Source organism: Metabacillus litoralis (genome assembly GCF_003667825.1).
Lineage (GTDB): Bacteria > Bacillota > Bacilli > Bacillales > Bacillaceae > Metabacillus > Metabacillus litoralis_B.
Map to the genome: position 1 here is coordinate 3,935,544 of NZ_CP033043.1, position 21,039 is coordinate 3,956,582.

General features: G+C 39.9%; 15 protein-coding genes. 4 read left to right on the forward strand and 11 right to left on the reverse strand.

Annotated features, from left to right (window positions below; translation table 11 throughout):
- Positions 1-27 precede the first annotated feature (27 nt).
- The 6 genes from D9842_RS19245 to D9842_RS19270 all read right to left on the reverse strand — a co-directional run bounded on the left by D9842_RS19245 (position 28) and on the right by D9842_RS19270 (position 7,469).
- Positions 28-648 (reverse strand): TetR/AcrR family transcriptional regulator, encoded by a 621-nt coding sequence (locus D9842_RS19245; RefSeq protein ID WP_121663916.1) that lies wholly within the window; start codon positions 646-648, stop codon positions 28-30.
- A gap of 34 nt (positions 649-682) precedes the next feature.
- Entirely contained in the window at positions 683-1,822 is a 1,140-nt protein-coding gene (locus D9842_RS19250) for an acyl-CoA dehydrogenase (RefSeq protein ID WP_121663917.1), read from the reverse strand.
- Between the two features lie 22 nt (positions 1,823-1,844).
- Positions 1,845-2,987 carry an acyl-CoA dehydrogenase gene (locus D9842_RS19255; protein WP_121663918.1) on the reverse strand — a complete coding sequence of 381 codons (1,143 nt, stop codon included), beginning with the start codon at positions 2,985-2,987 and terminating at the stop codon, positions 1,845-1,847.
- 55 nt (positions 2,988-3,042) lie between these two features.
- Positions 3,043-3,894 carry a 3-hydroxybutyryl-CoA dehydrogenase gene (locus D9842_RS19260; RefSeq protein WP_121663919.1) on the reverse strand — a complete coding sequence of 284 codons (852 nt, stop codon included), beginning with the start codon at positions 3,892-3,894 and terminating at the stop codon, positions 3,043-3,045.
- A 145-nt stretch (positions 3,895-4,039) separates the two neighbouring features.
- Positions 4,040-5,218: an acetyl-CoA C-acetyltransferase gene (locus tag D9842_RS19265; protein WP_121663920.1), complete on the reverse strand. Its 1,179-nt coding sequence runs from the start codon at positions 5,216-5,218 to the stop codon at positions 4,040-4,042.
- A gap of 142 nt (positions 5,219-5,360) precedes the next feature.
- The gene (locus D9842_RS19270) at positions 5,361-7,469 is read right to left on the reverse strand and encodes a (Fe-S)-binding protein (RefSeq protein ID WP_121663921.1); all 2,109 of its coding nucleotides are present in this window, start codon (positions 7,467-7,469) and stop codon (positions 5,361-5,363) included.
- 436 nt (positions 7,470-7,905) lie between these two features.
- On the opposite strand from D9842_RS19270, the gene cls reads away from it, so the two are divergent.
- The 3 genes from cls to D9842_RS19285 all read left to right on the forward strand — a co-directional run bounded on the left by cls (position 7,906) and on the right by D9842_RS19285 (position 11,998).
- Positions 7,906-9,129 carry a cardiolipin synthase gene (gene cls, locus D9842_RS19275; RefSeq protein WP_121663922.1) on the forward strand — a complete coding sequence of 408 codons (1,224 nt, stop codon included), beginning with the start codon at positions 7,906-7,908 and terminating at the stop codon, positions 9,127-9,129.
- 79 nt (positions 9,130-9,208) lie between these two features.
- Positions 9,209-10,165 (forward strand): UV DNA damage repair endonuclease UvsE, encoded by a 957-nt coding sequence (gene uvsE, locus D9842_RS19280; RefSeq protein WP_121663923.1) that lies wholly within the window; start codon positions 9,209-9,211, stop codon positions 10,163-10,165.
- A gap of 174 nt (positions 10,166-10,339) precedes the next feature.
- Positions 10,340-11,998: a family 14 glycosylhydrolase gene (locus D9842_RS19285; protein WP_121663924.1), complete on the forward strand. Its 1,659-nt coding sequence runs from the start codon at positions 10,340-10,342 to the stop codon at positions 11,996-11,998.
- A gap of 433 nt (positions 11,999-12,431) precedes the next feature.
- Here D9842_RS19285 and argS read toward each other — a convergent pair whose 3' ends face one another.
- The 5 genes from argS to speE form a co-directional block, all read right to left on the reverse strand.
- Entirely contained in the window at positions 12,432-14,102 is a 1,671-nt protein-coding gene (gene argS, locus D9842_RS19290) for an arginine--tRNA ligase (RefSeq protein WP_121663925.1), read from the reverse strand.
- A gap of 2 nt (positions 14,103-14,104) precedes the next feature.
- Positions 14,105-14,530 carry a YwiB family protein gene (locus tag D9842_RS19295; RefSeq protein ID WP_121663926.1) on the reverse strand — a complete coding sequence of 142 codons (426 nt, stop codon included), beginning with the start codon at positions 14,528-14,530 and terminating at the stop codon, positions 14,105-14,107.
- A 1,115-nt stretch (positions 14,531-15,645) separates the two neighbouring features.
- Entirely contained in the window at positions 15,646-16,419 is a 774-nt protein-coding gene (locus D9842_RS19305) for a CAP domain-containing protein (RefSeq protein WP_121663928.1), read from the reverse strand.
- A gap of 358 nt (positions 16,420-16,777) precedes the next feature.
- Positions 16,778-17,659, reverse strand: a complete 882-nt coding sequence (speB, locus tag D9842_RS19310) for an agmatinase (protein WP_121663929.1) — start codon at positions 17,657-17,659, stop codon at positions 16,778-16,780.
- 55 nt (positions 17,660-17,714) lie between these two features.
- Positions 17,715-18,545 carry a spermidine synthase gene (gene speE / locus D9842_RS19315; RefSeq protein WP_121663930.1) on the reverse strand — a complete coding sequence of 277 codons (831 nt, stop codon included), beginning with the start codon at positions 18,543-18,545 and terminating at the stop codon, positions 17,715-17,717.
- 272 nt (positions 18,546-18,817) lie between these two features.
- Here speE and D9842_RS19320 point away from each other — a divergent pair, with 272 nt between their 5' ends.
- On the forward strand, positions 18,818-20,890 hold the full coding sequence (locus tag D9842_RS19320; RefSeq protein ID WP_121663931.1) for a transglycosylase domain-containing protein: 2,073 nt from the start codon (positions 18,818-18,820) through the stop codon (positions 20,888-20,890).
- Positions 20,891-21,039: the final 149 nt, after the last annotated feature.

The window sequence follows — 21,039 nt, forward strand, 5'->3', positions numbered from 1 at the left end:
AAAACACCCCTTTGATTGCCACAAAAGTTACTTCCCAACCCCTTGTAAAATAACCTTTGTTTGCAGCTCAATATAATCTTCAAGCGTATACATTTTTTGAAGTGCCCAGCGTCTAAAGCCCCACATTTGGCCTTTTACAAAAATATTGTGAGCTATTAAATCACATTCTGGCTCTGATAACGTTAGTTCCCCATTTTGCACACAGTCTTTGACGATTTTTTTAAACATCCCGACCATTTCCATTTCCTTTTTTAACACATATGGAAGGGCATCCTTAGATAACGACTTAACCTCCTGATACATCACAAGCACTTCATCTTGCATTTCATCCATCACGATAAAATAATTGTGGATCGCTCGTTTTAAGCTTTCAATTGTTCCCTGCTTTGTATCAATATCTTCTTCCAAGCGGGCATGAACCTGGTCATAAATGCTGTCACAAACTAAGTAAAGAACATCCTCTTTTTGGCGGATATATTCATACAACGTTCCAATACTAAAGCCGGCAGACCTTGCAATCTCTCTAGTTGTCGTGCGGTGAAAACCTTTTTCTTTAAAAAGATTGACCGCACCTTTAATCATCTGCTCTCTTCGCTTTTCAATTAGCTTCTCATCCTTAACGGATGCGACAACTTCACGCTTTTCCATCTACCTCCCACCTATCACTGAAACTAGTATTCTTTTATTTCGTTAACATCCTAGAAATGACAAGTCGTTGAATTTCCTGTGTACCTTCATAGATTTGTGTGATTTTGGCATCTCTCATAAATCGTTCAACAGGGTAGTCCTTTGTATAGCCATAGCCACCAAACACTTGAACAGCTTCAGTTGTAACCTTCATCGCTGTGTCACCAGCAAAAAGCTTAGACATCGCTGATTCTTTTCCATATGGTAACCCTTCGGACTCTAGCCATGCTGCTTGATAGGTTAATAGACGTGCAGCCTCAATATTTGTTGCCATATCTGCCAGCTTAAAGCTAATTCCTTGCTGAGCTGCGATCGGTTTGCCGAATTGCTCTCTTTCCTTTGCGTAGGCAATGGCCGCATCCAACGCACCCTGTGCAATTCCAACCGCTTGTGCAGCTATACCGTTTCTCCCGCCATCCAATGTCATCATGGCAATTTTAAAGCCATCCCCAATTTCGCCTAATACATTTTCCTTTGGTACTTTACATTCTTCAAACATAATCTCAGTAGTAGGTGATGAACGGATACCCATCTTGCTTTCTTTTTTTCCTACCGAAAAGCCTTCAAAATCCTTTTCAACGATAAACGCTGTTGTTCCTTTAGATTTACTCGAAGGATCTGTTACTGCAAATACGATATAGATGTCCGCAATTCCTCCATTTGTGATGAAAATTTTTGAGCCATTTAAAATATAATAGTCTCCGTCTTCACGGGCATTCGTGCGCATACCCCCTGCATCAGATCCAGAGCCTGGCTCAGTTAACCCGTATGCACCGATTTTTTCACCTAGTGCCATCGGCTTTAAATATTTTTGCTTTTGTTCTTCATTACCAAACTTATATAGGGGCCACCCTGCTAACGACGTATGGGCGGATAACGTTACACCTGTTGATGCGCATACTCTTGAAAGCTCCTCAACTGCGATCACATAAGCCAAATAGTCACTACCAATCCCGCCATACTCCTCAGACCAAGGAATCCCCGTTAAACCTAGGTCAGCCATTTTTCTAAAAATGTCCATATCAAAACGCTCTTGTTCATCGCACTCTGCTGCTGTTGGTTCTACTTCCTTTTTTGCAAAATCTCTCACCGTTTTACGTAGCATTTCATGTTCTTCTGAAAGTTTAAAGTACATCTCTTTCTCCCCATTTCACCGCTTATTTTTCTTTCACTAAATGCTTGCCTATCACAATTCGTTGTATTTCACTTGTACCTTCGTAAATTTCACAAACCTTTGCATCCCGGAAATACCGCTCCACTGGGTAATCCTTTGTATAGCCATATCCTCCAAAGATTTGAATCGCCTCTGTGGTAACCTCCATGGCTGTTTTTGAAGCAAATAGCTTTGCCATCGCAGCCTGCTTGCCACATGGAAGTCCTTGTTCCTTTAACCATGCAGCTTGATAAACTAATAGCTTTGCAGCTTCCACATTTGTTGCCATATCCGCAAGCTTAAAGGAAATCCCTTGCTGTGCAGCGATTGGCTTGCCAAACTGCTTGCGTTCCTCTGCATAGGCTGTTGCCTTCTCTAGCGCAGCCTCGGCAATCCCAAGTGCTTGAGCAGCAATGCCAATTCGGCCTCCATCAAGATTGGCCATCGCAAGCTTAAAGCCTTCTCCCTCGTTCCCTAGAAGGTTTTCAAGCGGAACTCTAGCATTTTCAAAAATTAACTCCGTTGTTCTTGATCCGTTTAAGCCCATTTTGTGTTCATCTTTTCCGATAAAAAAGCCCGGTGTTCCTTTTTCAACAATGAATGCCGATATGCCGCTGCTTCCTTTGTCCTCGCTTGTTCGAGCAAAAACAATATATATGTCCGCTTCACCACCATTTGTAATGAATACCTTTGATCCATTTAATAAATAGTGATCATCCTTTTTAATGGCCTTTGTTTTCATGCTTGCCGCGTCAGATCCGGAGCTTGGTTCTGTTAAACAAAAAGCTCCTAGACGCTCTCCTGTTGCAAGTTTTTTTACATAGTTGTTTTTTTGCTTTTCATTGCCAAACATTAAAATTGGATAGGTTGCAACAGATGTGTGAACAGATAAAATAACAGCTACTGTCGCACTTACTTTGGCTATTTCATGAATAGCCATAATATAAGAGGTGTAGTCCATGTTCGCCCCGTCATATTCGGTCGGAATTGGAATCCCCATTAAACCAAGTTCCGCCATCTTTTGAAGAACGGCAGATGGAAATACCCCTTTTTCCATCTCTTCCACAAATGGCTCAATTTCTGCTTTTGCAAATTCACGTATCATTTTTTGCATCATTACTTGCTCTTCTGTAAAATGTAGATTCACTTGATGCCCACCCCTTTGGTCATTGCAAAATGAAAACCCTATGTTTCTACTGAAATTAGGAATACTGATAAAACCCTCTACCAGATTTTTTCCCAAGCCAGCCTGCTTTTACATATTTACGTAGCAATGGACATGGGCGATATTTATCATCACCAAAGCCTTCATGAAGTGTTTCCATAATGTATAAGCATGTGTCCAATCCGATAAAATCTGCCAAAGTTAACGGACCCATTGGATGGTTCATCCCAAGCTTCATTACTTCATCAACTGCTTCCGGCTCTGCCACTCCTTCATACACAGTAAAAATTGCTTCATTGATCATCGGCATTAAAATGCGGTTGGAAACGAAGCCAGGGAAATCATTCACCTCAACAGGTGTTTTATTTAATTTTTTCGTAAGATCTTCAATTTGCTGATAAACTTCATCAGATGTAGCAAGACCGCGGATAATTTCAACGAGTTTCATCACAGGAACAGGATTCATAAAATGCATGCCGATTACGCGATCGGGCCTGTTAGTAGCTGCGGCAATTTCTGTAATTGGTAAGGATGAGGTGTTAGTTGCCAAAATAACCTGCTCTGGAGCAAGAGTATCGAGTTGCTGGAATAGTGTTGTTTTCACTTCCATTTTTTCAATCACAGCCTCGATAATGAAATCAACTTCTTTCGCATCTTCAATGGAAACGGAAGGGATGAGTCGCTTTAGCGTTTCATCTTTGTCCTGCTCGGAAAGCTTTCCTTTTTCCACCTGTCTTTGTAATTGCTTTTGAATGGAAGTTAAACCTTTTTCGATGATTTCCTGTTTCATGTCATGAAGGACAACTTGAAATCCAGCCATGGCACACACTTGGGCAATGCCGGAGCCCATTTGTCCGGCACCGATTACCATGATTTTTTGAATGCTCATATGGGGCCTCCTCTTTAAATTTGGATTGTTTTCTATACGTTTTATCTAACGGAAATCTAGTTTTTAATTCTGTTTTGCGCGCTGAGGTGAGAGGTCAGAGGTGAGATTTGAGGCAATCGGGGAGTGCCCGATTGCACTATTAAAGTTAGACCTCAATCATGATGGCATCGCCTTGGCCGCCGCCGCTGCAGATGGCTGCAATGCCGATTCCGCCGCCTCTGCGCTTTAATTCATGAATTAAGGTGATGAGAATTCTTGCTCCACTTGCACCGATTGGGTGGCCGATTGCAACGGCACCACCGTTTACGTTTACCTTTTCTGGATCAAGACCCGCAATTTGGTTTGCGGCTAATGCAACGGTTGCAAATGCTTCATTAATTTCAAATAAATCAATATCTTCAACCGTTTTGCCTGTTTTGCTTAATAACTCATTAATGACAAGTCCCGGTGTTTTAGGAAAGTCTTCAGCTTCAACAGCAATGGCTGTATGAGCGAGAATTGTTGCGAGAGGCTCTCTTCCTTCACTTTTCGCTCTTTCATCACTCATTAGCACAAGAGCTGCTGCTCCGTCATTAATTCCTGGGGCATTACCTGCTGTGATCGTTCCATCATGATCAAAAACAGGGTTTAGCTTTGCTAATCTTTCTAGTGATGTGTCTTTACGTGGTGCTTCATCTTTGTCGACCACAATTGGGTCTCCTTTACGCTGTAGTACTTCAACAGCAACTATTTCTTCACCTAAAATTCCCGCTTCCTGAGCAGCAACCGTGCGCTGATGGCTTCTTAATGCCCACTCATCCTGCTGTTGTCGTGTGATTTCAAGCTCTTTTGATGTGCTGTTACCGTATGTGCCCATGTGAACACCAGTAAAGCTACATGTTAATCCATCATGAATCATTAAATCCTTCACAGCATGATCACCCATACGAAGTCCCCATCTTGCTTTTGGCATCATATAGGGTGCATTGCTCATTGATTCCATGCCTCCGGCTACAATCACTTCCTCGTCTCCGGCACGAATGATTTGATCTGCCATTGTGACGCTTCTTAGTCCAGATGCACAAACCTTATTTACTGTTTCTGTTTTTACATTCCATGGCAGGTTTGCCGCACGGGCCGCTTGACGTGATGGAATTTGCCCTTGTCCTCCTTGTAGAACATTTCCGATAATCACTTCTTGGACATCTTCAGGCTGAACACTTGCTCTTGTTAACGCCTCCTTTATGGCGATTCCCCCAAGCTCTGACGCTGTTAATGTTGAAAGAGCTCCACCAAACTTCCCCACAGGTGTTCTGACTCCACTTAAAATAACGGTTTTTGCCATGTTCCTCTCCCCTTTGCAATGTATGTAATTTAGATTAGTAAACGCTTACAAATAGCGACTGAACGCTCGCTCAATTTTTCTTCAGAGATAAAGAGGGGAATTTCCCCTCTTTCCATTTTATCTTACTTTTCTTTGAAAATGACTATGAAACTAGCTCTTTTTGTTCGCCAAATATCGACTTTTCTAGAAGCTCAGCAACATCATATGTGCTAACCGTTTCTTCTACTTCTTTTGCTTTTGTTCCATCACTTAACATCGTTAAGCAATACGGACAGCCTGAGCTAATCACTGATGGATTCACAGCTAATGCTTGCTCTGTTCTCGCAACGTTAATGCGGCTTCCTGTATCTTCTTCTGTCCACATTAAGCCTCCACCAGCTCCACAGCACATTCCTTTTTCACGATTACGCTCCATTTCAATGAGCTTCACACCAGGAATTGCTTTTAAAATATTTCGTGGTGCATCATACACTTCATTGTATCTTCCTAGGTAACAAGAATCGTGGAATGTAATGGTTTCATTAACAGGAAGGCTTGGTTTCAGTCTTCCAGAAGCCACTAGCTCTGCAAGCAACTCTGTATGGTGATAAACCTCTGCTTCTAACCCGAAATCCGGGTATTCATTTTTAAAGATATTATAAGCATGTGGGTCGATTGTGACGATCTTTTTCACATCATTTTTCACAAACTCATCAATATTTTTCGTTGCAAGCTCCTGGAATAAAAATTCATTCCCAAGGCGACGCGGTGTATCTCCTGAGTTTTTCTCTTTGTTACCCAGAATTGCAAATGTAACGCCAGCTTCGTTAAGAAGCTTCGCAAAAGATAAGGCGATTTTCTGACTGCGATTATCATAAGAGCCCATTGAGCCAACCCAGAATAGGTATTCAAACTCTTCTCCTGCCTTGCTCATTTCTTTTACCGTTGGAACGTGTACATCCTCGCGTGCTTCACGCCATGTTTCACGCTCTTTACGGTTAAGTCCCCAAGGGTTTCCTTGGCGTTCAATGTTTGTCATTGCACGCTGAGCATCTGCATCCATTTTTCCTTCTGTTAGCACTAAATAACGACGCATATCAATGATTTTATCAACATGCTCATTCATAACTGGACATTGATCTTCACAGTTACGGCAAGTTGTACATGCCCAAATTTCTTCTTCTGTAATAACATCACCAATTAATGAAGCACTATAGCCCGTTGCTGCCGTTTCTTGTGCACCTGAGCTTGCTGCCATCATCGCAATTTGATTTCCCTTTGTGCCACTGAATGCTACAGCCGGCACCCATGGTTGTTTTTGTGTAACAGCTGCTCCTGTAAAGGTTAAATGGTCACGTAGCTTAATAATTAGGTCCATCGGAGAAAGAATTTTCCCTGTCCCTGTTGCCGGACACATATTTGTACAGCGTCCACACTCAACACATGCATATAAATCAATTAGCTGTGGTTGTGTAAAGTCTTCAATTTTGCCAACCCCAAATGATTCCTGTGTTTCATCTTCGAAATCAATTTTTTCAAGCTTTCCAGGGTTTGATGTACGGTTAAAATACACATTCGCAGGACCTGCAATTAAATGCGCATGCTTTGATTGTGGTACATACACTAAGAAAGTTAATAAGAAAAGTAAATGGATCCACCATGCAATATAGAAAATAACGATTGATCCTGTTTCTCCTACAAAGCTAAGTAAAAAAGCAAATGATGAAGCAAGTGGCTCAGACCATGTTAAATCATGATCATGCCAGATCAATCCCATTCCATTTCCGAGCAATACTGATAGCATTAAGCCACCAATAAAAAGTAATACTAGTCCTGATTTAAAGCCTCGTTTTAAGCGAACAAGCTTTTCCACATAACGACGGTGAAACGCCCAAACTACAGCAACCAATATCATAAAAGTAATAATTTCTTGGAAAAACGTAAACGCCGGATACAGCGGTCCAAGCGGCAGATGTGCACCAGGTACTAAGCCTTTAATAATAAAATCAATGGCTCCAAATTGAACAAGAATAAAGCCATAGAAAAACATCACGTGAATGATCCCACTCTTTTTATCCTTTAAGAGCTTTTTCTGTCCAAACACATTCACCCATATTTTTTCTAATCTTTCCTTTACCTTCCCATCAAATTCGACCTTTTTGCCTAGCTTAATATAAGCCATTCTTGTACGAATTAAGTAGATGAAAAGATGGACTGCGTAAGCGGTTACAATTAAAAATGCAACTAAATTTACCCAAAGTAATGCGCCCATGTTGTTTCCCCCAATCTCCCAATTGTTACGGTCTGTTTTTCCCCTTTGCACAACAGTCTGTTTCTCGTTTTCTGAATTTACTTATATCTCTATGATAATAAATGAATGAGCATTCAGTCAATAATTTTTTGAGTGGATTTATAAATGGTGGTTGTACAATGTATTCCCGAGCTTTTTAAATATGCTTTAAAAATCCTTAAACTTATTTGGTTTATACGATGTTTTAGTGAATGGTTGAGATTTCCGCTATAGATTGTTCGCTTTCCGCGGGGAGTGCGGTGAGCCGCCTCGACGCTCGCGTCTGCGGGGTCTCGCACCTTTCGCTACAATTAACTATAAGAAGTTTTACGTCTAGTATCTAATTACATAAAAACAGGTAAAAACGCTCAAAATAAATAGAACTTGCTGATAACTTTTTACCCTTTCCATAATATATATGCTGCTAGGAGGATGGCGTTTGAACATCGTATTCATTATTTGCTTTGTCATAGTGGCAATTATCTGCTGGTGGACGATTGATTATCACCTTGGTAGAAGAAATCACCTTGCAACATCAAAGTATACGCAATTTCCTCAACGTAAAAGTGATATTACCCTTATTACAGATGGAGATACTTTATATAAAGATCTTTTTGAGAGCATTAAAAATAGTACAAAAAGTATCCATGTGCTATTCTTCATTGTGAAAAATGATGAAATCAGTCATGAGTTTTTAACGATTTTGGGTGAGAAAGCAAGGCAAGGTGTCGAAGTGCGCCTTTTACTTGATTATGTAGGCAGCTCAAAGCTGACGAAAAAAAGGATTCAACATCTAAAAGACAATGGTGTTCGTTTTGCTTTTACTCATAAACCTAAGTTTCCTTACCTTTTTTATACAACGCAAGCAAGGAATCATCGGAAAATAACCGTTTTAGATGGTAAAATTTCTTATTTAGGTGGCTTTAATATTGGAAAAGAATATCTTGGGAACGATCCAAAGCTAGGATACTGGAGAGATTTTCACCTGAAAATCACCGGAGAAGGCACGGCCGATTTACAGGAGCAATTTTTAAAGGACTGGTATGATTCTACTGGTGAAAACGATGTAGATAATCCCCAGTACTATCCTAACCAGCCACTTGGAAAGAGTGAGCATATGTTCATCTCTACATATGGAGAAAATCTTGAAAAGCATTTCATTTCGTTCATTAGGGATGCTAAGCAAGACATTTTAATTTGCTCGCCCTATTTCATTCCGGGAAAAGTTATTTTGGATGAGCTTTTAGCTGCTCTATCAAGGGGCGTACGTGTCCGAATTATGGTGCCGATGCGAAAGGATCATCCGCTTGTAAAAGAAGCTTCTTTCCCATACTTTGGTCCCCTACTCCTTGCAGGCTGTGAAATTCACCAGTATTATCATGGCTTTTTTCACGCAAAGATGATTATGATTGACGATCATCTTTGTGACATTGGAACAGCAAACTTTGATAAAAGAAGCTTTTATTTAAACGATGAAATGAACTGCCTCATATATGACCGTGAATTTATTCAAGAGGTAAAAAAATTTGTTCAAGGTGATTTGGGTCGTTCAGAGCTGTTAACCTATCAGGCCTATCAGAAGAGATCTCTTTTTGAAAAAGGAAAAGAAAGGTTTGCAACATTAGTGTCGCATTTTTTGTAATCTTATTGGAGTACAGGGTGTGGAATCTTGTAGGCTCTCTGGCTCCGAAATAGTATGACTTTAGAACGGGAGGGAGATCATGATTATTCGGTTCGGCTATGTGTCACATGCTCTTTCTCTATGGGATTGTTCACCAGCCAAAACATTAACATTCACGAGATGGAAAAAGCTCGAAGAACAGGAACGACACGAGCAACTTTTATATGTAACGAAACAAAATCTGGAACATACTTTACGGATGATGCACTATAATATTGCCCATGAAATAATGGTATACCGAATGTCATCATCAATTGTCCCACTAGCTACCCATCCTGAGGTGCTATGGGATTATAAAACACCATTTAAGGATTTGCTCACTGAAATTGGAGATTTGGTTAAAAAGTATAAGCTTCGGACGAGTTTTCATCCAAATCAGTTTACACTGTTTACAAGCGATAAAAAGCATATTACAGAAAATGCAGTTGGTGATATGACCTATCATTATGATTTATTGGATGCGATGGGACTTGCTGATGAAGCCATTATTAACATTCATGTTGGCGGGGCTTACGGTGACAAAACTAAGGCTACAGAACGTTTTCATCATAATATTAAGAAACTGCCAACACATATAAAAAAGCGAATGACTCTAGAAAATGATGATAAAACCTATACAACATCAGAAACATTGGCCATTTGTCAAAAGGAGCAGATTCCCCTTTTATTTGATTATCATCATTACATGGCTAATAAAGACGATGATGAAAATTTTTTAGAACTGCTTCCTACTATTTTTACTACATGGGATTGGGTCGGAATACACCCAAAAATACATGTTTCCTCCCCAAAATCTGAGAAGGAATTTCGCAGTCATGCGGATTATGTTGATGTTGAGTTTTTAATGCCTCTATTAAAGGGGTTAAAAGAATTGAATGTTGACGTTGATTTGATGATTGAAGCAAAGCAAAAGGATAAAGCAGCATTGAAGCTTTGTGAGGATGTTGCGAAGATTAGAGGAGTTAAGCGGATTGGTGGCGCTACTATAGAATGGTAGTGCCATTTTCCTATTATAAATGGTAACGTTTTCACTTGATTTATAGGATGGATCTGGGTTATTCTTTATTCTACAGCGGTGCACTTACATTTACTTTTGTGCAATCGGTTGCACAATCTAAGTAATTATGTAAGCGTTTAAACTAAACTGTTGTACAACAAAGGAGGATGTTATATGTGTCATTTTTTCAAAAGGTTTGGAATTAGCTTACTCATTATTCTACTCACCGTTTCTTCTCTCTTTTCAACCTCTGCAAGCGCAGACATCAAGTCAGATTATAAAACATACGTCATGGCACCACTTACAAAAATCACGAACTGGAGTGACTTTGCAAAGCAGTTAGCTACTTTAAAAAACAATGGGGTATATGCTTTAACAACTGATGTTTGGTGGGGTGATGTTGAAAAAAACGGCAACAATCAATTTGATTGGTCTTATTATCGTCAATATGCACAGACTGTAAGGGAATCTGGACTTAAATGGGTTCCGATCATCTCCACACACCAATGTGGCGGCAATGTTGGTGATGATTGCAATATTCCGATACCAAGCTGGGTTTGGAATTTAGCCTCAACTGATACACTTACTCATAAATCCGAAACCGGCTATGTGAGCAGAGAGACATTATCTCCATGGGCATCAGGTGTCGTCTCAACACAATACGATGAGTTATATGAATCATTTGCGCAGAACTTTTCAGACTATAAAGATATTATTATTAAAATCTACTTAAGTGGTGGACCTGCAGGGGAATTAAGATTTCCATCTTATGTATCAAACGACGGATGGTCTTATCCCTCAAGAGGAAAACTGCAAGCATATACAGAAACAGCGAAAAGTGACTTCCGAACATATATGCAAGCTAAATATAGTACTTTAACAAACTTAAACACTGCTTGGAAAACAAATCTTACTTCATGGACTCAGGTAAACCCACCTTCAGATGGAGATAACTTCTTCTCTTCAGGTGCAGCGTATAATAGCCAATATGGAAAAGATTTTATGACTTGGTATCAAAATGTTTTAATTAAACATCTTAACCTAATTAGTCAGAAGGCTCATGAAAATTTTGATGCTACATTTGGTGTTCCGGTCGGCGCTAAAATTGCCGGAATTCATTGGAAAATGAATGACCCTTCTATGCCACATGCATCTGAATACTCAGCAGGATATTACAATTATGCAAGCATACTTGATCAATTTAAAGCTAGTAATCTACATCTTACTTTTACATGTTTAGAGATGGACAACAGTCAAGAATTTACAAGTCCATATTACTCAGCACCAAAAGCACTTGTTACTCAAATTGCGAATTTAGCGACACAAAGAGGAATCGTACTTAACGGCGAAAATGCACTGGCAATCTCTAGCTCTGATGCCAGCTATAGTGAGTCCCGCTACCGAAATACCGCACAGCATTTATTCAATGAAGGCTTCAGCGGATTCACTCTGCTTCGTTTAGCAAATGTCGTTCAATCTAATGGCACAAAAACAGCTGAAATGGACCGATTCCGAGATATTTTAGCTCTACAGCCGATTAAAGTTGAATTTATCGTTAAAAATGCTCCTACTGCATACGGTGATACCGTTTATGTAACAGGAAACCGTTGGGAAATGGGCATGTGGAATAACCCAGATGGAGACATGATCAAACTTACTTGGGATAACACAAATAAAGACTGGCGCGGAACAGCAACTATCGCAGCGAATCGTTACTATGAATTTAAAGCGGTGATCGTCGGCTCAAATGGAAGTCCAAAAGCATGGGAGCCTAATGGTAACAATACTTGGTCTACGCCAAATGTGAGTTCGAATTATACGATTCAGTGGTAGGAAGAAGAGTGAATCTCCTCGGTTTAGGTTTAGGCAAACTGAGGGGGTTTTTTTGTTTTGGAGGGTGGCGAGGCTGGTGTTGGGGAGTTTTATGAATGAACTGCACTTTTAAATGGGAGAAACTTAGGCTACTTTGGGTTTTTCATTGTATTTTTCAGTGCTGCCGGAACTGGAATCAGGCTTTATCTTCGATTTTGGGATGTTTATCTTCGATTCTGGAGAGTTTATCTTCGATTTTGAGCACTTTATCTTCGATTTTGGGCACTTTATCTACGATTCCTGCAATTTTATCTTCGATTGCCCTTTTCCTTATAAAAAATCAAGTTGAATTACAGCGTTGCATCCGGTTTTCAAATTCCCACCCACAATTCCTTTTCCCCACAAAAAAACCCCAGATGAACAACTTTCATCTGAGGCAAACTTCTCTTCTTTCTTACATCTTCTCAGGTGCAGAAACACCAATGATCGTAAATGCATTTTGTAATGTAACTTGCGTTGCTTTCATTAGGCCTAGTCTTGCACGGCTTTTTTCTGTGTTTTCAGGATCTAGCACTTTTTCAGCGTTGTAGAAGCTGTGAAGTGTTGATGCTAAATCATAAATGTAATTTGTGATGCGGTGCGGGATACGTTTTTGAGCTGCCTCCGCTACTGCTTGTGGGAATTCACCTAGTTTTTTCAGTAAGTCAAATTCTTTTTCAGATGAAATTTCATCTAATTTTAGGTTATCTTCGAATGATAATCCTTGTTCTTCACCTTGGCGCAGCATACTGCAAATACGTGCATGAGCATATTGTGCGTAGTATACAGGGTTTTCGTTTGATTTAGATACAGCAAGATCAAGGTCAAAGTCCATATGTGTATCAGCGCTTCTCATTGCGAAGAAGTAACGTACAGCATCAAGACCTACCTCTTCAATTAAATCACGCATTGTAACAGCTTTACCTGTACGTTTACTCATCTTCATTTTTTCACCATTTTTGTAAAGATGAACAAGCTGAATGATTTCAACTTCAAGAGTATCCTTGCCATAGCCAAGTGCTTCGATCGCTGCCTTCATACGAGGAATGTAGCCATGGTGGTCTGCGCCCCATACGTTAATCAGCTTTGTAAAGCCTCGGTCAAGCTTGTCCTTGTGATAAGCAAGGTCTGGTGTTAAATATGTGTAAGAGCCGTCATTTTTGATTAAAACACGATCCTTGTCGTCACCAAATGTTGTGGAGCGGAACCATGTTGCACCATCTTCTTCATAGATGTGGCCTTTTTCTTTTAATGCAGCAAGGGCATTATCAATTTTTCCGTTATGATAAAGAGACGTTTCTGAGTACCACACATCAAATGGTACACGGAATTCCTCTAAGTCAGCTTTTAGCTTGGCCATTTCATATTTTAATCCGTATTCTCTGAAAAAGCTTAGGCGTTCTTCGCTAGATTGATCAACGAACTTATCTCCGTACTCTTCAGCAAGCTTTTTCCCGATGCCAATAATGTCTTCTCCATGGTAGCCATCCTCAGGCATTGCTGTATCTTTACCTAGGGCTTGGAAGTAGCGAGCTTCTACTGAAAGAGCTAAGTTGTTAATTTGGTTTCCAGCATCATTAATGTAGTATTCACGAGATACATCGTACCCAGCTTTTGCTAATACGTTACATAATGAATCACCTACAGCCGCTCCACGGGCATGACCTAGGTGAAGGTCGCCTGTTGGATTTGCTGAAACAAACTCAACTTGAACTTTTTCATTGTTTCCTACGTTTATTTCACCGTAGCTTTCGCCAGCTTTTAAGATATTAGGAATTAAGTCTGTAAGGTAGCTGTTATTCATGTAAAAGTTAATGAATCCTGGACCAGCAATTTCAATTTTTTCGATTGACCCTTTTTCTTTATCGAAGTTTTCAACAATCGCTTCTGCAATGGCGCGTGGTGCTTTTTTCGCTACACGTGCAAGCTGCATCGCCATGTTTGTAGAATAATCTCCGTGGGCTTTTTCCTTTGGAAGTTCTAATAAAACATCTGGAATTTGCGCTTCTTCAGCTAAACCAGCTTTTAAAACGGAAGCTTTGATTTCATCTTTTAACCGTTCTTTGACTTGCTCAACGATATTCATTGTTACTCCTCCTTGTAGGTAATCATCAATTTATGTACATGCTTTTCATTTTCATCTATTTGCAAATCATATAAAATAACGAGCCTATCTTCAAGCTCTGTTTTTTCTATTGTTAGTGATTTAGTGTAGGTTTCTAATTGAAGCTTGCCAAAAGGTGTACCATAATCAGTTAGTGTTAGCTCCTCTTCGATAAAACGCTGTTTCATCGTAACCGCACCAGATCGCATCACAACAACCTCACGATCAGCAATTTTCACAGTAGTTTTGACCGATCCGAGTTCATGAGTTTCATCATAACGGAGATAAATGGTTTTTCCCTTTAAAATATACTCACCTGTTGTTGAAACTTCAATCGTTTCTTTCTCATCATCATGTTGATTCTGGATTTCCGACAACACATGGATTCTAATAGGCGTGCTTTCCGACATGTAGACACTCCCTTTCCATCATTCTCCTTTAACTTTAATAGTATAAAGAACACTTTGCAACTACGCAAGAAAGAAAAATTGCGTGCCTGTCACTTCCCGAAGTTTGTCGATTAAGGCGGAAAGTGAGTGGTACGCCTGAATTTACCGTTATTTAGTGAGTTTATTTGTTGAATTTGTTCCTCTTAACCCTGTCATTGGATTTCTCCGGGGATTTGAACACGTATCTGCGATTAGGATCTGCTGGGATCGAGACATAAAATGAGCCTTGGACCGAGATGCTGTTACTGCTGCTGGAATCGGGGACATATCTTGGGCTTACCACTCTTTTGTTGTCCCGATACTCCCAGTATCGGGACATATCTTGGGCTTACCACTCTTTTGCTGTCTCGATACTCACTGTATCGGGACATATCTTGGGCTTCCCACTCTTTTGTTGTCTCGATACTCCCAGTATCGGGACTTATCTTGGGCTTCCCGCTCTTTTGTTGTCTCGATACTCCTAGTATCGGGACATATCTTGGGCTTCCCACTCTTTTGTTGTCTCGATACTCCCAGTATCGGGACATATCTTGGGCTTCCCACTCTTTTGTTGTCTCGATACTCTCAGTATCGGGACATAACTTGGGCTTCCGACTGAATTGTTGTCTCGATACTCCCAGTATCGGGACTTATCTTGGGCTTCCGGCTCATTTGCTGTCTCGATACTCCTAGTATCGGGACTTATCTTGGGCTTCCCACTAAATTGTTGTCTCGATACTCTCAGTATCGGGACATATCTTGGGCTTCCCACTCTTTTGCTGTCTCGATACTCCCAGTATCGGGACTTATCTTGGGCTTCCCACTGAATTGTTGTCTCGATACTCCTAGTATCGGGACATATCTTGAGCAGCCGACTCATTTGTTGTCTCGATACTCCTAGTATCGGGACATATCTTGGGCTTCCCACTGAATTGTTGTCTCGATACTCCCAGTATCGGGACATATCTAACCTCATCCCACTCTTTTGCTGTCTCTATACTCCCAGGATCTGAACAAATATTGAGATATGGACCGAGAGTTGCCCATATTTAAAGAAAACTAAAAAAGCAGCCAGCTAATGCTGGCTGCTTTCTTAACTATTTCCCAATAAACTGCTGAGTCCAATAGTTACCTTCTGCTACATATCCTACTCCAATGTGAGTAAAGTTTGAGCTTAAGATGTTTGCACGGTGGCCTGAGCTGTTCATCCACGCATTCACAACTTCTTGCGGAGTGCGTTGGCCTTTGGCAATGTTTTCACCTGCTGTACGGTATGTTACACCGAATTTCTTCATCATATCAAATGGTGAACCGTACGTTGGGCTTATATGTGAAAAATAGTTATTTTTTTGCATGTCTAATGATTTTTCACGGGCTACTTTGCTTAGTGTTAAATCAACTTTTAATGCTGGCAGACCTTGCTTGGCACGCTCTTGGTTCGTTAAATCTACTACTTGCTGCTCGTATTGGCTAAGCTGATAGCTTGCTTGCTCCGTCGTTTGTTCTGTTTGAGCTGGTTGTTGTGCAGTAGGTTGTTGAGTTGCCGGCTCTTGAGTTGCTGGCTGTTCAGCTGTAGGTTGTTGAGCGACCGGCTCTTGAGTTTCCGGCTGTTCAGCTGTTGGCTGCTGCTCTACTTTGGTTGGTTCTTCTTTAGTCGTTTTTTCAGGTTGTTGTGTTGGTTGTTGAATTTTTACATTGCTAAAATACTTTTGTAGCAGAGCATTAATACGCTCCATATCAACATGACCAGATTGATAATAGTAAACGTTTGTTTGTGTTGTGTTTGAAGCCGCATCAGCTTTATCAACGATTGGATTTGCCATTAATAATGCTGCACCTGCTACGACTGACAATATGATTTTCTTTTTCATATGTTTCATCCTCCCTTATCAACTGCTTGCTGACGAACATATCGTATCATGCGTTTTTTTGTCATAATTAAGGAAGGATTTAACAGTGATAGATAATATACTTTTTTAATAGGTTAAAGGTCATATCATTTTTCAAACTCTATTAGGTGTTTCATAGATAAAATAGAATCTTCGTTTTACTATGAATAATTTCCTATAAATATTTAAAAATTGGTTTATACACCAAATTTTTGTCCTTAAAATCCTGTTGACAGGTTTTTGAAAACAGTTAGGATATTACATTTATATCCGCTGTGTTACAAAGGTTAAGTTTATTTCAACATCAAAAAAGACCCGAAAGAATCGGGTCTTTCTCTTCTTATCCTTTTTTCTGTACTAAACCAAGAATCATTTCTCTGATAATTTTACTCGCTGTGTTTGCTGTTTGCTCTGAGTGGTCATAGATTGGCGCAATCTCAACTAAATCTGAGCCAACAACACGTACATCTGAATTAGCAATTTCATGAATAGATGCTAAAAGTTCTTTTGATGTGATGCCACCAGCATCCACTGTACCTGTCCCCGGTGCATGTGCAGGGTCAAGGACATCAATATCAATTGTTAAGTAAACCGGACGACCTGCAAGTGTTGGTAAAACTTCTTTTAACGGCTCAAGCACCTCAAACTTTGAGATGTGCATGCCCACTTCTTTTGCCCAACGGAATTCTTCCTTCATCCCAGAACGAATTCCGAATGAATAAACATTAGTTGGTCCGATGTGATCTGCGATTTTTTTGATCGGCGTTGAATGTGATAAAGGCTCACCTTCATAATCATCACGAAGATCTGTATGTGCATCAAAATGAATAATCGCAAGATCTGGATATTTTTTGTACATAGCCTTCATAACGGGCCAAGAAACTAAGTGCTCTCCACCCATGCCTAGTGGGTATTTTCCGTCCACAAGCAACTTGTCGATATATTCCTCAATCATCTCAATGCTCTTTTGTGGGTTCCCGAAAGGCAGTGGAATATCACCAGCATCGAAATATTTTACTTCTTCAAGCTCTTTATCTAAATATGGGCTGTATTCTTCAAGACCGATTGATACTTCACGAATACGAGAAGGGCCGAAACGAGAGCCGGGGCGATAGCTTACTGTCCAGTCCATTGGCATCCCGTAAATAACCGCTTCACTTTCTTCATAGCTTGGATGACTTTTAATAAAAACATTACCTGAATAGGCTTCATCAAATTTCATTGAGTTTTTCCTCCGTTCTTAAAAAAAGTGAGGCTTTACCCTCACTTGGTCTTTTTTATTTAATTAAGTCACTAACAAACTTCGGTAATACAAAGCATGCTTTGTGAAGTTCTTTTGTGTAGTATTTTGTTTCAATCTCATGGAAGCGATCTTCACTTACTTCAAGTGGATCGTATTTTTTCGAACCAATTGTGAATGTCCATAATCCACTTGGATATGTTGGAATGTTTGCTGTATATAAACGTGTGATTGGGAAAATTTCTTTTACATCACGTTGAACATTTGTAATTAGCTCCGGTGTGAACCAAGGGTTGTCCGTTTGAGCAACGAAAACACCATCTTCTTTTAGTGCTTTTGAAATACCTGCGTAGAAGCCTTTTGTAAATAAGTTTACTGCAGGTCCCATTGGCTCTGTAGAATCAACCATAATAACGTCGTATTCATTTTCGCTTTCAGCAATATGCATAAAGCCGTCGCCAACTTTTACCTCTACACGTGGGTCATCAAGTTTTCCTGCAATTTCAGGAAGGAATTTTTTTGAGTACTCTATTACTTTTCCATCGATATCAACAAGTGTTGCTTTTTTCACTTGCGGGTGCTTAAGAACTTCGCGAATTACGCCACCGTCTCCACCACCAACAACTAGTACGTTCTCAGGGTTTGGGTGCGTAAATAAAGGAACATGCGCCACCATTTCGTGGTAGACAAATTCGTCCTTTTGCGACGTCATAACCATTCCATCAAGGAAAAGCATGTTGCCGAACTCTTCTGTTTCAACCATTTCTAAGTATTGAAAATCTGTTTGCTCTGTATGTAACGTTTGCTTCACTTTTAATGTAATCCCAAAATTCTTCGTTTGCTTCTCTGTGTACCATAATTCACTCATGTAAACCCATCCTTTCAAATTGGGACAAGGGGACAGGTTCCACGTCCCATTTTTATGGGACACAGAACCTGTCCCCTTGTCCCTTTTATCTTAACCGGTGGAGTCTATCGACATCCGGAAAAATTTTCTTTCAAACTATAGATGAAAATAGCAGATATTGAGGAAAAAATCTATGACTTTTTATCAAAATGTTTAAAAAGTCGAAAAAAATCCCATAATGGCTAACAGTATGCTCATTCGAAAAATCAATACTTGTAGAGGAGGTGAGCATGATGGATGTGATTACACCGAAGCGAATTAAAATCACATTAAAGACATTACGTGCCATAACATTTATTAGTTTGTTATTACTCGTCTTTCTATCAACAGTTATTTTAAGTATTGTTTTATATGCAAAATGGCAAGGACCTCCTTCTTTATCCGTTCCACAATCAACGATTATTTATGCAAATGACGGATCAAAAATAGGAGAATTACATAATGGACAAAAACGATATTGGGTTAATCTTAATGATATTTCCCAACATGTTATAAACGCGACCATATCCATTGAGGACCAAAGCTTTTATGAACATAACGGATTTGACTATAAACGGATAGCTGGTGCAGCTTTAGCTGATTTAAAAGCAATGGCAAAGGTCCAGGGAGCAAGTACCATTACCCAGCAATATGCGCGGAATCTTTTTTTAAAGCATGAAAAAACATGGCAACGAAAAGCAAACGAGGCTCTTTATACGATTAGGCTGGAGCAAAATTATAGTAAGGATCATATATTAGAAGGTTATTTAAATACAATTTATTATGGTCATGGTGTTTACGGAATTCAGGCGGCAGCAAATTATTATTTTGGTAAAGACGCAAGTGAACTAACACTTCCTGAAGCTGCTTTACTTGCCGGTATTCCGAAAGGACCTAATTTATACTCTCCTTATGTGAACCGCGAAAAAGCCGAAGAAAGACAGCATGTTATTTTACATACGATGCAAAATGAAGGCTATCTTACCGAGGAGCAATTACAAGAGGCCTTATCAACGGAACTTGTTTATAAAACAAAGACAGAAAAAATTGAAAAAGGATTTGCAGGTTATTTTCAGGATGCGGCCATGAGTGAGCTGTCAGATAAGCTAGATTTAGACGTTCAGGCCGTACAAACACAAGGCTTAAAGATTTATACAACATTAGATGTGAACATGCAGAAAAAAGCCGAGGAAATTGTAGCAGAAACCATATCTAAGAAATCTGACATCCAAACAGGGATGGTTGCGATTGATCCTAAAACAGGCTATGTTAAAGCATTAATCGGTGGACGTAATTATGAAGAAAGTCCATTTAATCGTGCCATTCAAGCAAAAAGGCAGCCCGGTTCAACCATTAAGCCTTTGCTCTATTACTCAGCGATCATGAAAGGCTTCACTCCGGCAACAGAAATGAAAAGTGAGCCAACCTCTTTTTCCTATGACGATGGAAAAGCAACCTATAAGCCGAGTAATTACAACGACTATTATGCCAATGACTTTATTACGATGCTACAGGCAATTGCCCTGTCTGATAATGTTTTTGCTGTAAAAACTCATATGTTTATCGGCATGGAGGAACTAATCAAAACAGGAGAATTAATGGGCCTTTCAACAAAAATTAAGAAAAATCCATCTGCAGCATTAGGAACATCACCTGTTCGTCTCGTAGATATTGTAAATGCATATGGAATTCTCGGTAACGGCGGCAAAAAAATTGAACCAACCTTTATTACAAAAATTGAAGATGCACAAGGTGAGGTCATTTACAAAGCGGACCGTGAGAAAGAACAAGTCCTTAATGAGCAAGCTGCTTTCGTTACGACTCACATGATGAAAGGCATGTTCGATTCTTCCATTAATGATTACACATCTGTCACCGGTCACAGCATAGCTGATTCCTTAACAAGAGATTATGCCGGAAAATCTGGTACAACCTCAACAGACAGCTGGATGATTGGAATGGCTCCACAACTCGTCGCAGGTGTGTGGACAGGTTATGATAAAGGTAAAACCATCGACCTTGTACAAGAACGTAGCTACGCAAAAACGATTTGGTCCACCTTTATGGAAGAAGCACTCGACAAGCAGTCTGTGAAAGCATTTCGCCCACCTGATGGAGTAGTTGGCGTGTATATTAATCCAGCAAACGGAAAGCTCGCAACAGAGGACTGCCCCGTTCGAAGATTAACCTACTTTATTGCAGGCACTGAGCCTACTCAATATTGCGAAGAACATATTGATGAGTTGGATGGATCGGAAGAAGAACAGAAGCCTAAGGAACAGAAAAAAGAAGGCTGGTTTGATAAGTACTTTAAGTGGTGGGATTAGATGAAAAGAAATTAGATAGCTTCAGCGAAACTGAGGGAATCAAAACAAATAAAAACCCCCGAGCAAACAAGTCGCTCGGGGTTTTTTATGTCCTAGTTTTATAACTGTATATCTAGTCTACTAATTTTCCCAGTGAACCACAAGAATTT